Below are 13751 nucleotides of genomic sequence, written 5' to 3' on the forward strand. Positions count from 1 at the left end.
GATCTGGCACCCCGCCAGGGGGCGTTCAGGCCTGGTCGCGGAACTCGCCCGGCGTCATGCCGGTGTGTTTCTTAAATACGCGGTTCATCGCGCTTTTACTGTTAAATCCAGCCAACAGCGCCAGGTCCAGGATGCTGGAACCGGCCTGGCCGGGGTCGCGCAGGGCCAGTTTCAGGGCCTCGACGCGGTGCCGGTTCAGGTAATCGGCGAAATTGCCGCCGCAGTGCTCGTTGATCAGCTGGGACAGTTCATGCGGCGTCATCGCCACCTGCGCGGCCAGGTCTTCCAGCTTCAATTCGCCGTTGCGGTAGGGCTGTTCCTGCGCCATGCAGGCGTTCAGCCGCGCCAGGAAGGCGTCGCGGTCGCCGGCGGACAGCTGGCTGCCGGCGTAGCGCGGCTTGGGCGGAGGCGGTGGCGGCAGGGTGCGCGGACGATAGCCCAGCGGCAGCCGCATCGCCGTGAAGGCGGTCGCGAACACGAACAGCATCAGCGAGATGCCATCCATCGCGTCGGCCGACAGCGGCTGTTCCACGTCCAGCACCGCCATCGCCAGCGCGACGATGCTCAGCACGGCGCTGACCAGCCACATGCCCATCAGGCGCCGCAGGTCGCGCACCAGGTCGGAGTCGGCGGGCACCCGCCCCACCAGCAGGTAGGTGGCGCGGATGTAGGCCAGCAGGATGGCCAGCTTGGCCAGCCCCGCCACGGTCATGTACCACGGCCAGCCGTCCCAGCGACTCAGCCATGCCAGCTTTTGTTCGGCCGATTGCAGGTAGAACGGCGTCATTGTCAGCGTGGCGACGGCGAACGGCGCGAAGTGCAGCAGCGCGCGACGCCCCAGCTTTTGATCGGACAGCATCGCATGCAGATAGAGGTATTGCAGCGGCCCGACGGCCAGCCCCAGCGTGACGATGGCCAGCGCGCTGTGCGGGTATTGCCGGTAGAGGTGATTGAGCCCCAGCCAGTTATGGCCGATGATGGCCGCGAACACCAGCAGCAGCGCGGACAGCAGCCGGTTGGCGGTGCGCATCTCCGGCTGACGGACGCTGAGCAGCGTCAGCGTCATCAGGAAGGCCTGGCCTATCGCCAGCAGGAACAGCCACGAAAGTATCACCTATGGCCTGCTGCTGTCGGGCTTAGTTCTCGGTCTGGATCGCCCACAGGCCCGGCAGGTTGCGCCAGTAGCCATAGGCATCCATGCCGAAGCCGACGACGAAGCGGTTGGGGATGGTGATGCCGACGATGTCCGCCTTGCACGGCTTGGCCTTGCCGATCGCCTTGTCGGCGAAGACGGCCAGCACCACTTCGGCGGCGCCCATGTCCAGCAGGCGCTGTTTGACGTGGGCCAGCGTTTCGCCTTCGTCCAGGATGTCGTCCAGCACGATGACCACGCGGCCGGCCACGTTCGAACGCGGCACCACTTTCCACACCACTTGACCGCCCTGGTCGTCGTCGCCGTAGCGGCTGACGTGGATGTAGTCGAATTCGAGCGGGAAGGTCAGCTGCGGCAGCAGGTTGCCGGTGAAGACCACCGCGCCGCCCATCACGCCCAGCACCAGCGGGAAGGTTTCGCTGTCCGGCCGGTCGAAACGGGCGTTGAGGGTGTCGGCCATCGCGGTCACGGCGTTGTCGACGTCTTGTTTGGTGAACAGCTCTTCCGCGTTCTCCAGCAGGGCGCGGGCGCGGTTGTGGTGGAAGTCTTGCATGGTCTTCTTCGGCTTCTAAAAACAGGGGGTAAGGCCGCTATTATCCGCCATATCCGGGCCGGCAGCATGAAGTTGGTTTTCCGCCACAGCCGCCCGCGGCCTATTTGTAATCGCGCACGTCGTCGATCACCTTGCCGTCGTTGGGCAGGCTGCCGATGGCGGCAAACCGCACCTCGCCCCGCAATTTGGTCAGGTCGCGTATCGATTCGGTGATGGCGGCGGCGCTGGCGGCGGCGCTCGGATCGGCCACCTCGCAGTGCAGCGTCATCACGTCCTGCGCCATATGGCCCGAGACCACCAGCCGCGCCTTGACGATTTCCGGGTGGCGGCGGGCGACGTCATGCACCTGCGACGGATGGACGAACATCGCGCGCACCTTGGTGGTCTGATCGGCGCGGCCCATCCAGCCCTTGATGCGGGTGTTGGTGCGGCCGCATGGCGACGGCGCCACGCCGGTCAGCACCGCCGACAGGTCGCCGGTGGCGAAGCGTATCAGCGGATAGTCCGGATTGAAGAGGGTGATCACCACTTCGCCGATCTCGCCGTCGGGCACGGGATCGCCGGTGCCGGGGCGGACGATTTCCAGTATCAGGTCCTCGTCGAGCACCATGCCGGGATCGCGCACGCCGCCGGTCTGGGTTTCATAGGCGATGCTGCCGACATCGGCCGACGCATAGCATTGCAGCACATGCGGCACGCCGCGTTCGACGAACCAGCTGCGCAGCGATTCGGGCAGCGCCTCGGCGGACATCAGGGCCTGCCTGATGCTGCTGACGTCCGCGCCCAGTTCCTGCGCTTTTTCGACGATGATCTTCAGGAAGGATGGCGTGCCGATGTAGGTGTCGGGCCGCAGGTGGCTGATGGCCTGCACCTGCATCTCGGTCTGGCCGGCGCCGGCCGGTATCACGGCGCAGCCTATGCGCGCGGCGCCGCCTTCGACCATGAAGGCGGCCGGGGTGAAATGGTAGGAGAAGCAGTTCTGCAGCAGGCCGCCGGCGCGCACGCCGGCCGCGTACATGGGCCGGGCGAAACGCCACCAGTCCTGGCCGCGCCCCTCGGGATCGAAGATGGGGCCGGGCGACATGAACACCCGCGACAGCTGGCCGACCGGCGTGGTATTGAGCCCGCCGAACGGCGCCTGCTTCTGCTGCAGCGCGTGCAGGTCGGACTTGCGCGTCACCGGCAGCGTCGCCAGCGCGGCGCGGCTGTCGATGCCGGCGGCGTTGATGTCATGCAGGATGCGCGACCAGCCGGCGGCGGCCTTGGCGCGCGCCACCAGTTGCGGCAGGCGCGCCATCAGCTCGCGCTCGCGTTGTTCGGGCGAGCGCGTTTCGAGACTGTCGTAGGTATCGGCCATGGTTGTTTATCCTTGAATTTCGCGTTGCAGCTTCTTGGTCAGCTTGCCGAACACCAGTTCGTAAGAGCGCGTCAGCAGTTCCTTTGCCTCGATGTCGCTGAGGGTTTTCAAGTCCTCGACGTGCACCCACTTCACGCGGGCCAGGTAGGGTGCGGGGATGATGCCGGGGCGGTCGGTCAGTTCCAGGAAGCGGTCGTCGTCCACCTTGAAGCTGATGCCCTTGGCCTTGTCGTCCAGCTCCGTGACGGCGAACATCTTGGCGCCGACGGAGAACACGAGGTCCGCGCCCCACTTGGTATCCTCGGTCGCGCCGGGAAAGGTGCGGCACAAGGCCTTGGCCTGCTTGATATTCATGCGCTGTGTTCCTCTGTGCCTCAAGCCAGCCAGCGTTTGCGGCGGCGGTAAAATTTCATGTCGCGGAAGCTCTTGCGGCCGGCGCCGGAAACGCCGAGGTAGAACTCCTTGACGTCTTCATTGCTGGCCAGCTCGGAGGCCGCGCCCTCCATCACCACGCGGCCGTTCTCCAGGATGTAGCCGAAGTCCGCGTAGCGCAGCGCGATGCTGGTGTTCTGCTCGGCCAGCAGGAAGGAGACGTTCTCCTTGCTGTTCAAGTCCTTCACGATGCCGAAGATTTCGTCGACGATCTGCGGCGCGATGCCCATCGACGGCTCGTCCAGCAGAATCATCGACGGCTTGGCCATCAGCGCGCGGCCGATGGCGCACATCTGCTGCTCGCCGCCGGAGGTGTAGCCGGCCTGGCTGGAGCGCCGCTCGCGCAGGCGCGGGAAGTAGTGGTAGACCTTCTCCAGCGATTCCTTCAGCTCCGCCCGCGATGCGCTGCGGGTGTAGGCGCCGGTCAGCAGGTTCTCTTCGATGGTCAGGTGGCCGAAGCAGTGGCGGCCCTCCATCACCTGCGACAGGCCGCGCCGCACCAGCTCATTGGGCGTGAGCTGGTCGATGCGCTCGCCCTTGAACTGGACCTCGCCCTTGGTGACGTCGCCCCGCTCGCCGCGCAGCAGCGTGGAGATGGTCTTGAGCGTGGTGGACTTGCCGGCGCCGTTGGCGCCCAGCAGGGCCACGATCTTCCCCTGCGGGACTTGCAGGGACACGCCCTTGAGCACCAGGATCACGTGGTCGTAGATCACTTCCACGTTGTTCACGGACAGGTAGGGCGGCGCCGCCGGAGCGGCTGCTGTGCTGGCGGCGATCGTCATTTTGCGCAGGCTGGGGTGATTTTTTTCTCGGCCGCGTAGGCTGCGGAGCTTTCTTCCAGCAGCTTGCGGGTCAGGGCCTTGTCGCCGACGATCCAGTTCGGCGTGACGGCGTTCCACTTCTTGCCGTCCCATTGCTGGACCTTGACCGCGCCCGAGCCTTCATGGTCGTCGCAGCTGGTCTTCACCGGCGGCAGCATGCCGAAGGCGCCGATGGCTTTCTGGCGGGCTTCGTCGACGTTCAGGTGCTCCAGGCCCCAGCGCATTTGTTCGCCGTTGACCGGTTTGCCCTTGCCGAATTTTTCCTGCGCGGTGCGCATCGCCTCCACCCACAGGATGGCCGCGCTGACGCCGCGCATGTGGTAGACGGAACCGATACGGGTGCGGTCGGCCAGGTTGCCCTTGCCGGCGTCGTAGAGTTTTTTGTGGATCTCGTCCATCACCGGGTAGTTGCCCGGCGTGTTGAAGGTCATCGCGCTGTAGCCCTTGGCGGCATCGCCGGCCGGCACGGTGTCTTCCTCTGAGCCTGCCCACCACACGCCCAGGATTTTCTCGCGCGGTACGCCGTTGCGCTGCGCGGTCTTGATGGCGACCGCGTTCATCGAACCCCAGCCCCACAGGATCACGTGGTCGGGATTGGCCTGGCGTATCTGCAGCCACTGCGATTGCTGCTCGGTGCCCGGCGGCGTGACGGGGATCTTGATCAGGTCGAAGGCGTACTGCTTGGACAAGGCGTCCAGCACCGGCAAGGGTTCCTTGCCGAAGGCCGAGTCGTGGTACAGGTAGGCGATCTTCTTGCCTTTCAGCTTGTCCATGCCGCCGTTCTTGTCGCCGAGGTATTTGATCATCGCGGCGGCCTGGTTCCAGTAGCTGGTAATCAACGGGAACACATAGGGGAAAACCTTGCCGTTGGCGGCGTCCGAGCGGCCGTAGCCTATCATCGTCATCGGGATTTTATCGGTCGGCAGGCGATCGAGCACGCCGTAGGCCACGCCGGTGGACAGCGGTTCGACCAGGGTGGCGCCGCCGTTCTTGGTCTTCAGGCGCTCGTAGCATTCGACGCCGCGCGAAGGGTTGTATTCGGTTTCGCATTCTTCCCAGGAGATCTTCACGCCGTTGACGCCGCCCGACAGGTTGACTAGGTTGAAGTAATCGATAATGCCGCCGTAGAAGCCGGAACCGCCCGCCGCATAAGGGCCCACGCGATACGAGGGCAGGGCGACATATTGATCGGCCACCGCGGGCTGCGCCCATGCGGGCATGGATGCGACCAGTGTGAGTCCGAGTGCCAGGGATGCGATGCGCTTCATTGTCTACTCCTCCAGGTTATTGTTTTTCATGCGTTCAGTGCGGGAACGGCCACAGACGCAGTTTCTCTTTACCGATTTGCCACAAACGTGCCAGACCGTGCGGTTCCACGATCAGGAAAAATATGATCAGGGCGCCGAACACCATCAGCTCCAGGTTGGACGCCACGCTGGTCGGCAGCGCCAGGCTGTGGGCGAAGATGTTCAGGAACACCGGCAGCAGCACGATGAAGGCCGCGCCGAGGAAGGAACCCAGCACCGAACCGACGCCGCCGATGATCACCATGAACAGGATGCGGAACGACAGGTCCAGGTTGTAGGCTTCCGGTTCCACGGTGCCGAGGTAGGCGTACGCATACAGCGCACCGGCCACGCCGCAGTAGAAGGAGCTGACGGCGAAGGCCAGCAGCTTGGTGCGCATCAGCCGGAAGCCGATCACCTCGGCCGCCACGTCCATGTCGCGCACCGCCATCCACGAGCGGCCGACGTTGGAGCGGATCATGTTCTTGGCCAGCAGCGCCATCACCGCCACCACGCCCAGCACCAGCAGGTATTTGCGGTCCGGCGTGTCGAACTGGTAGCCGAGGATGACGATCTTCTGCGCGGTGATCACGCCGGAGCTGCTGTAGTTGGTCAGGTAGGGGATCTTGGTCAGGCACCAGACCACGAAGAACTGCGTGGCCAGCGTGGACGCGGCCAGGTAGAAGCCGCGTATCCGCAGCGACGGCAGGCCGAAGGCGATGCCGACCAGCGCCGCGCTCAAGCCGCCCAGCACGAAGGCCAGCAGCACCGGCAGGCCGGGCAAGCGCGCCAGGAAGTTGTACGAGGCGAAGGCGCCGACCGCCATGAAGGCGGCCGTGCCCAGCGACAGCTGGCCCGCGTAGCCGGTCAGGATGTTCAGTCCCAGCGCGGCCAGCGAGAAAATCAGGAAGGGAATCAGGATCGCCGACAAGGTGTACGGCGATGCGAACAGCGGCACCACCACGACCGCCACCATCAGCAGCGCGAACAGCGCGATGCGGTCCTGCAGGATGGGGAAGATCTGGTTGTCGGCCTGATAGCTGGTTTTAAATTGTCCTGCTTCGCGGTAGAGCATTATGGCCTCTCAGATTCTGCGGATGATTTTTTCGCCGAACAGGCCTTCCGGCCGCACCAGCAGGAACATCAGCGCCAGCACGTAGGGGAACCAGCCTTCGATGCCGCCGCCGACCAGCGGGCCGATATACACCTCGGCCAGTTTTTCGGAAGCGCCGATAATCAGGCCGCCGACGATCGCGCCCGGCATCGACGTGAAGCCGCCGAGTATCAGCACCGGCAGCGCCTTCAGCGCCACGAAGGTCAGCGCGAACTGCACGCCGTTGCGGGCGCCCCACAGCAGGCCCGCCACCAGCGCGACCAGGCCCGCCACCGCCCACAGCACCGCCCAGATGCGCTGCAATGGAATGCCGACGGCCAGCGCTGCCTGGTGGTCGTCCGCCACCGCGCGCAGCGCGCGGCCTACCTTGGTCCTGGAGAACAGCAGGGCCAGCGCCGTCACCAGCAGGCCGCAGACGGCGGCCGCCATGATGTCGAATTGCGAGACCAGGATGTTAAATTTGTTCATCAGGTATTCGGATGGCACATCCTCGATGGGCAGCTCCAGCTTGTGCACCTGCGAGCCCCACATCAGTTGCGCCAGCCCTTCGATGAAGAAGGCCAGGCCGATGGTGGCCATGAACAGCGTGATCTCCGGCTGGTTCACCAAAGGCCGCAGCACCACGCGCTCGATGGCGAAGCCGAGTGCGATCATGATCACGATGGTCAGCGGGATCGCCACCCACAGCGACACGCCCAGCTTGTCGACGATGCCGACGCAGGTCAGCGCGGCGAAGAACACCATCGCGCCCTGGGCGAAGTTGAAGACGCCGGAGGCCTTGTAGATGAGCACAAAGCCGATCGCCACCAGCGCGTACATCACGCCGGACAGCAGGCCGCCGATCAGCACCTCAAAGAAAAAATTCACGTTCATTCGCAGGCCTTTCCGAGGTAGGCGTTGATCACGTCCTGGTTGCAGCGGATGTCGTCAGGCGTGCCGTCGCCGATCTTCTTGCCGTAGTCGAGCACCACCACGCGGTCGGAGATGTCCATCACCACGCCCATGTCGTGCTCGATCAGCACGATGGTGGTGCCGAATTGGTCGTTGACGTCGAGGATGAAGCGGCACATGTCCTGCTTCTCTTCGACGTTCATGCCGGCCATCGGCTCGTCCAGCAGCAGGATCTCCGGTTCGGCCGCCAGCGCGCGGCCCAGCTCCACGCGCTTCTGCAGGCCGTAGGGCAGGCGGCCCACCGGCGTCTTGCGGATCGCCTGGATCTCCAGGAAGTCGATGATCTCCTCCGCCTTGACGCGGTGGGCGATTTCCTCGCGCCGCGCCGGGCCCCAGTACAGGGCTTGCATCAGGAAGTTCGATTTCATCTTCAGGTTACGGCCGGTCATGATGTTGTCGAGGACCGTCATGCCCTTGAACAGCGCGATATTCTGGAAGGTGCGGGCGATGCCGGATTTGGCGGCGGCGTGGCAGTCCATATTCTTGCGATGCTCGCCGCGGTAGATGATCTCCCCCAGCTGCGGGCGGTACACGCCGTTGATCACGTTGAGCATCGAGCTTTTGCCGGCGCCATTGGGACCGATGATGGCGCGGATCTCGTGCTGCTTGACGTCGAAGGAGATGTCGGTCAGCGCCTTCACGCCGCCGAACGACAGCGAGATGTTTTTCAGGTCGAGGATCACCGGGCCGATCTTGCGGCGGTCGGGGTCTGCGTCGGCACCGAAATGGGTGTCTGGTTCGTTCATTTGCATGGTGGCTTCCTCCGTCATGCCGCTGCCTGGATGGCAGGGAAGGTCTTGCAAGGCTCGATCTTCAGGTCCGCCGCCACCAGCCCGCTGCGTCCATCCTCGAACTTGACCTGCGTTTCGATGTACTGCGACTGCTTGCCGCTGTAGAGCGCAGCGATCAGCACCGCATACTTCTCGGCGATGAATTTGCGTCGAACCTTGCGGGTGCGGGTCAGCTCATCGTCGTCGGGGTCGAGCTCCTTGTGCAGCACCAGGTAGCGGTGGATCTGGGTGTCGCCCATCATCGGCTCGGCCGCCAGGTCGGCGTTGACCTGCTCGATGCAGTCGCGCACCAGGCCATATACCTGCGGATGCGCGGCCAGGTCGGTGTAGCCGGAGTAGGCGATGCTGCGGCGCTCGGCCCAGTTGCCCACGGCTTCCATGTCGATATTGATGAAGGCGCAGACCTCGTCGCGCTGGTCGCCGAACACCACCGCCTCCTTGATGAAGGGGAAGAACTTGAGTTTGTTCTCCACGTAGTTGGGCGCGAAGATGGCGCCGCCGTTCATCTTGCCGACATCGGCCGCTCGGTCGATGATCTTCAGGTGGCCTTCGTGGTCGAACAGGCCGGCGTCGCCGGTGTGGAAGTAGCCTTCGGCGTCGATCGCTTCGCTGGTGGCGTCGGGACGCTTGTAATAACAGTCCATCAATGTTGGCGACCTGACCAGCACCTCGCCGTTGTCGGCCAGCTTGACCTCGACGCCGGGCGCCGGCAGGCCGACGCTGTCGAACTTGATCTGGCCGTCCGGCTGCAAGCAGATGTAGGCGCAGGTTTCGGTGGAGCCGTAGAACTGCTTCAGGTTGACGCCGATGGAGCGGTAGAAGCGGAACAGGTCGGGGCCGATCGCGGCGCCGGCGGTGTAGGCGACCCGCACGCGCGACATGCCCAGCACGTTTTTCAGCGGCCCGTAGACCAGCACCCGGCCGACGGCGTAGGCCAGGCGGTCGGACAGCGCCACCGGTTTGCCGTCCAGGATGGCGGCGCCGCAGCGGCGGGCCACCGCCATGAAGTGGTGGAACATGTGGCGCTTGATGGCGCCGGCGTCTTCCATCCGTATCATCACGGTGGTCAGCATGTTTTCGAACACGCGCGGCGGGGCGAAGTAATAAGTAGGGCCGATTTCGCGCATGTCGGTCATGACGGTGTCGCCGGATTCGGGGCAGTTGACGGTGAAGCCGGCCGTCATCGCCTGGGCGAAGGAGAACAGGCAGTCGCCCACCCAGGCCATCGGCAGGTAGGAGAGGATGTCTTCCGCGTCGGTGAGGTTCTCGAAACCGACGCCGCCGGTGCCGGCCGCGATCAGCGCGTTGTGGGTCTGGCACACGCCTTTCGGCTTGCCGGTGGTGCCGGAGGTGTACAGGATGATGGCGTTGTCGCTGCCCTGGCCGGCCTTGACGGCGTTGTCGAACATGCCGGGATTGGCCTGGTCCCAGGCGCGGCCCAGTTCCTGCAGGCGGGCGAAGGACAGCAGGCCTTTCTGGCGATAGTGGCGCATGCCGCGTTCGTCGTCGTAGGCGATGTGTTCGATGTGCGGATATAAACTTTGCAGTTCCATCAACTTGTCGACCTGTTCCTGGTCTTCGACGATGGCGTAGCGGATTTCGGCGTTTTCCAGCACGTAGGCCATGTCGGCGGCCGGAGCGTCCTGGTACAGCGGCACGGGCACGCCGCCCAGGCATTGCGCGGCCAGCATGGACCAGTAGAGGCGGGGGCGGTTGTCGCCGATGATGGCCAGGTTCATGCCGCGCTGGAAGCCGATGGCGGCCAGGCCGCAGGCCAGCGCGCGCACTTCGTCGTTGACCTGGGACCAGGTCCAGCTTTGCCAGATGCCCAGGTATTTTTCGCGGAATGCGGGTTTCCCCGGACGGAGCCGGCCATGGGCCAGCAACCAGCGCGGGAATGTCTCGTTCTGTGTATGCACCAGTGTCTCCTGTTGCTGTTTGCTCGTACTTGTTAAACTTCTGATACGGCAGCCTTTTTATGTGATGATATTAGCCTGCCGCTGGAAGTCAGGTTGTCTTTTCAGCGACATTTGACCGACTTTTCCATGGTGCGTTGCAATAATGCCTAACCAACATCAAATTAGCCTCAAAGAAGCATTGCGCACGGCGATCTGGGCCCAGGGTCTGACGCCGGAACAAATGGCGCGCGTGGAGGCCGAGACCTTTGAAACCTTTGTCGCCAAGGGGGGTTATGTTTGCCGCAAAGGCGAGATGGTGGAGAATTGGCTGGGTATTATCGACGGCATGGTCAAGATGACGAATTTCTCGGCGGCCGGTAAAAGCGTGTCATTTACCGGCGTGCCGGCCGGCGGCTGGTTTGGCGAGGGTTCGCTTTTAAAGAAGGAAATACTCAAATACGATGCGATGGCCCTGCGCGACACCCGTACCGCCCGTATGCCTATTTCTACTTTTCATTGGTTGCTGGAAACGAGTTTGCCTTTTACGCGGTTTTTGCTGATGCAATTGAATGAGCGTTTGGGGCAGTTTATCGGCATGGTGGAAAATGACCGTCTATTAAATCCGGATACGCGCGTTGCGCGTTGTCTGGTGTCCATGTTTAATTCCCATCTTTATCCGGGATTGGAGAAACTGGTGCAGATATCGCAGGAGGAATTAGGCCTGCTGTCCGGCGCTTCGCGCCAGCGCGCCAATCAGGCATTACAGCTGCTGGAGAAACAAGGCTTATTAAGTCTTGATTACGGCGGCATCCGCATACTCGACCTCGAAGGCCTGCGCCGCTACGAGGCCTGAGCACCACTCCCACACCTTGCCAGTTTTCGATCACGGCAGTTTTTGCCTTCAAATCATGCTAGTTTTTAGCGCGCTTATGCCAAATTTCAGCTTTTGAATGCCGAGTCGAATGAGTCGCTGAAGCTGTTATTTTTCTACGAAGGCTTAATGCTCGGCTTATCGTTGGTAGCGCTGATTTTCTTTGGCCGTAAATATAATTCCAGGAATGAAGAGGCTTATGCGTAGCCGCCGGTGATAATCCTCTTGTTCGAATGAACGCTATTTTCCGTTGGCGGAGACGAGGCGATCATGATCACTGCGGGTTTCGGCGCGTTGCAGAGCAAGCTGTGCCATTAATGCACACGTTCAAAGTTCGAAACGTATATCCCCAGCAATCGCGGTATCATAGCGGTAAGCTATGCCGCACCGGCGGCGCACCGGACTTCGACTTATTCCATGCCTAATTCAGATACCTCCCACGTTGTAGAGCGCCTGGCACTGCTGCGCGCGGCGATGCATCAGCAGCAGATCGACGCGTTGATCGTGCCGTCCGCCGATCCCCATTTGTCCGAATATTTGCCGCCGCGATGGCAGGGCCGTGAATGGCTGTCGGGTTTTACCGGCTCGGTCGGCACTTTTATCATCACGCCCGAATTCGCCGGCATCTGGACCGACGCCCGTTATTGGACCCAGGCCGAACAGCAACTGGCCAATACCGGCATCCAGTTAATGAAGCTGACCTCCGGCGCCAGCGTTCAATATGTCGACTGGCTGGCCGCCCATTTGAAATCCGGCCAGACGGCGGCGGTCGACGGCGCCGTGCTCGGGCTGTCCATCGCCCGTCTTCTGGAACAGGCGCTGCAAGCCAAGGATGTTGCGCTGCGCACAGATATTGACGTGCTCGACCAGGTCTGGGCCGACCGCCCAGCGCTGCCGATGGCGCCGATTTACGAGCACCTGCCGCCTTACGCCTCCAAGTCCCGCATCGGCAAACTGGCCGATTTGCGCATTGCAATGAAGCAACTTGGCGCCCAGCGCCACCTGATTTCGACGCTGGACGACATCGCCTACCTGTTCAACCTGCGCGGCGCCGACGTCAACTACAACCCGATCTTCCTGTCGCACGCGCTGATCGCGCCGACCCGCGCCACGCTGTTCGTCGCCGACGGCAAGATCCCGCCGGCGCTGCGCGCCACGCTGGCCGAGGAGGGCGTCGACGTCGCACCCTACGAATCGGCCGCCGCCGCCCTGGCCGCGCTGCCCGCCGACAGCACGCTGCTGATCGACCCGCGCCGCCTCACCTACGGCACGCGCCAGTGGGTGCCGGCCAAGGTCAAGGTGATCGAGGCGATCAACCCGACCACCTTCGCCAAATCGAAGAAAAGCGAGGCCGACGCCGAACACGTGCGCGCCACGATGGAACAGGACGGCGCCGCCCTGTGCGAATTCTTCACCTGGCTGGACCAGACCCTGGCCGACCCGCAGCGCGCCCCGCTGACCGAAGTGGCCATCGACCACCACATCACGGCGGCGCGCGCGCGCCGTCCCGGCTTCGTCAGCCCCAGCTTCTCGACCATCGCCGGCTTCCGCTCCAACGGCGCGATCATGCATTACCGCGCCACCGACGCCCAGCACTCCGTCATCGAAGGCGACGGCCTGCTGCTGATCGATTCCGGCGGCCAGTACGTGGGCGGCACCACCGACATCACCCGCGTGGTCGGCGTCGGCGCCATCACGGCCGACCACAAACGCGATTTCACGCTGGTGCTCAAGGGTGTGATCGCCCTGTCCCGCGCGCGCTTCCCGCGCGGCACCCGCTCGCCGATGCTCGACGCCATCGCCCGCGCGCCATTGTGGGCCGAAGGCCTGGACTTCGGCCACGGCACCGGCCACGGCGTCGGCTACTTCCTCAACGTGCACGAAGGCCCGCAGTCGATATCGCAATCGGCGATGCCGGAGCCGCACACCGCCATGGAGCCAGGCATGATTACATCGATAGAACCGGGGCTGTACCGCCCGGGCCAATGGGGCATCCGGATTGAAAACCTGGTGCTGAACCGCCCTGCGGGCCAGACCGAATTCGGCGAGTTCCTCGATTTCGAAACGCTGACCCTGTGCCCGATCGACACCCGCTGCATCGACGCCGCGCTGCTGCGCGACGACGAGAAACGTTGGCTGAACGACTATCACGCCACGGTGCGCAAGCGCCTGCGGCCGCTGGTGTCCGGCGCTGCGCTGGCCTGGCTGGAAACCCGTACGGAGGCACTGCCATGAGCGGCCGCGCCACCCGGGCCACGTCCGCCGTCGACCGCCTCAAGGTCCGCAGCGGCAATGCCAAATACTCGATGTCGCGCACCGGCAGCGGCCATTTCTTCCTGACCGAGGGCGCGGGCCAGCCGCCGCTGTGCGCGCCGCTGGAGCTGGACGACTTTGTCGCCTTCGTCAACGGCATCTCGCCCGGACCGCCCAAGCGCGTCAGCAAGCTCGATGTCGCGTTTGAAAAACAGCTGATAAAAAAAGCGCCCTGAGCGCCGCCGCGCTGCCCGTAGCAAGGCGCGCCACC

The 13751-nt window shown here is 63.8% G+C and carries 13 protein-coding genes; 3 read left to right on the forward strand and 10 right to left on the reverse strand.

The window, feature by feature from the left end; all coding sequences use genetic code 11:
* Positions 1-25: 25 nt before the first annotated feature.
* The 10 genes from DUGA2_RS06965 to DUGA2_RS07010 all read right to left on the reverse strand — a co-directional run bounded on the left by DUGA2_RS06965 (position 26) and on the right by DUGA2_RS07010 (position 10380).
* Positions 26-1114, reverse strand: coding sequence for a helix-turn-helix transcriptional regulator (locus DUGA2_RS06965; protein WP_229214613.1), 1089 nt, complete (start codon positions 1112-1114; stop codon positions 26-28).
* Between the two features lie 22 nt (positions 1115-1136).
* Positions 1137-1706 carry a hypoxanthine-guanine phosphoribosyltransferase gene (locus DUGA2_RS06970; RefSeq protein WP_008443521.1) on the reverse strand — a complete coding sequence of 190 codons (570 nt, stop codon included), beginning with the start codon at positions 1704-1706 and terminating at the stop codon, positions 1137-1139.
* Between the two features lie 100 nt (positions 1707-1806).
* Positions 1807-3063 carry a phenylacetate--CoA ligase family protein gene (locus tag DUGA2_RS06975; protein ID WP_070268172.1) on the reverse strand — a complete coding sequence of 419 codons (1257 nt, stop codon included), beginning with the start codon at positions 3061-3063 and terminating at the stop codon, positions 1807-1809.
* Positions 3064-3069: 6 nt separating this feature from the next.
* On the reverse strand, positions 3070-3417 hold the full coding sequence (locus DUGA2_RS06980; protein ID WP_070268174.1) for an MmcQ/YjbR family DNA-binding protein: 348 nt from the start codon (positions 3415-3417) through the stop codon (positions 3070-3072).
* A 20-nt stretch (positions 3418-3437) separates the two neighbouring features.
* The gene (locus tag DUGA2_RS06985) at positions 3438-4277 is read right to left on the reverse strand and encodes an ABC transporter ATP-binding protein (protein ID WP_070268176.1); all 840 of its coding nucleotides are present in this window, start codon (positions 4275-4277) and stop codon (positions 3438-3440) included.
* A complete protein-coding gene (locus DUGA2_RS06990; RefSeq protein WP_070268177.1) occupies positions 4274-5584 on the reverse strand; it encodes an ABC transporter substrate-binding protein in 1311 nt (436 codons plus the stop codon). Before DUGA2_RS06990 ends, DUGA2_RS06985 begins: the two co-directional genes overlap by 4 nt.
* Positions 5585-5618: 34 nt before the next feature.
* Entirely contained in the window at positions 5619-6677 is a 1059-nt protein-coding gene (locus DUGA2_RS06995) for a branched-chain amino acid ABC transporter permease (RefSeq protein WP_070268179.1), read from the reverse strand.
* Positions 6678-6686: 9 nt separating this feature from the next.
* Positions 6687-7583 carry a branched-chain amino acid ABC transporter permease gene (locus DUGA2_RS07000; protein WP_210402537.1) on the reverse strand — a complete coding sequence of 299 codons (897 nt, stop codon included), beginning with the start codon at positions 7581-7583 and terminating at the stop codon, positions 6687-6689.
* 2 nt (positions 7584-7585) lie between these two features.
* Positions 7586-8419, reverse strand: coding sequence for an ABC transporter ATP-binding protein (locus tag DUGA2_RS07005; RefSeq protein WP_051077218.1), 834 nt, complete (start codon positions 8417-8419; stop codon positions 7586-7588).
* Between the two features lie 14 nt (positions 8420-8433).
* A complete protein-coding gene (locus tag DUGA2_RS07010) occupies positions 8434-10380 on the reverse strand; it encodes an AMP-binding protein (RefSeq protein ID WP_373994824.1) in 1947 nt (648 codons plus the stop codon).
* A 139-nt stretch (positions 10381-10519) separates the two neighbouring features.
* On the opposite strand from DUGA2_RS07010, the gene DUGA2_RS07015 reads away from it, so the two are divergent.
* The 3 genes from DUGA2_RS07015 (at position 10520) to DUGA2_RS07025 (ending at position 13716) form a co-directional block, all read left to right on the forward strand.
* The gene (locus DUGA2_RS07015; protein ID WP_070268182.1) at positions 10520-11209 is read left to right on the forward strand and encodes a Crp/Fnr family transcriptional regulator; all 690 of its coding nucleotides are present in this window, start codon (positions 10520-10522) and stop codon (positions 11207-11209) included.
* Between the two features lie 435 nt (positions 11210-11644).
* Positions 11645-13462 carry an aminopeptidase P family protein gene (locus DUGA2_RS07020; RefSeq protein WP_070268183.1) on the forward strand — a complete coding sequence of 606 codons (1818 nt, stop codon included), beginning with the start codon at positions 11645-11647 and terminating at the stop codon, positions 13460-13462.
* On the forward strand, positions 13459-13716 hold the full coding sequence (locus DUGA2_RS07025; RefSeq protein ID WP_008443543.1) for a hypothetical protein: 258 nt from the start codon (positions 13459-13461) through the stop codon (positions 13714-13716). Before DUGA2_RS07020 ends, DUGA2_RS07025 begins: the two co-directional genes overlap by 4 nt.
* Positions 13717-13751: the final 35 nt, after the last annotated feature.

Origin of the sequence: Duganella sp. HH101, from assembly GCF_001758795.1 — a bacterium.
In the GTDB taxonomy this organism is placed as follows: Bacteria; Pseudomonadota; Gammaproteobacteria; order Burkholderiales; family Burkholderiaceae_D; genus Rugamonas; species Rugamonas rivuli.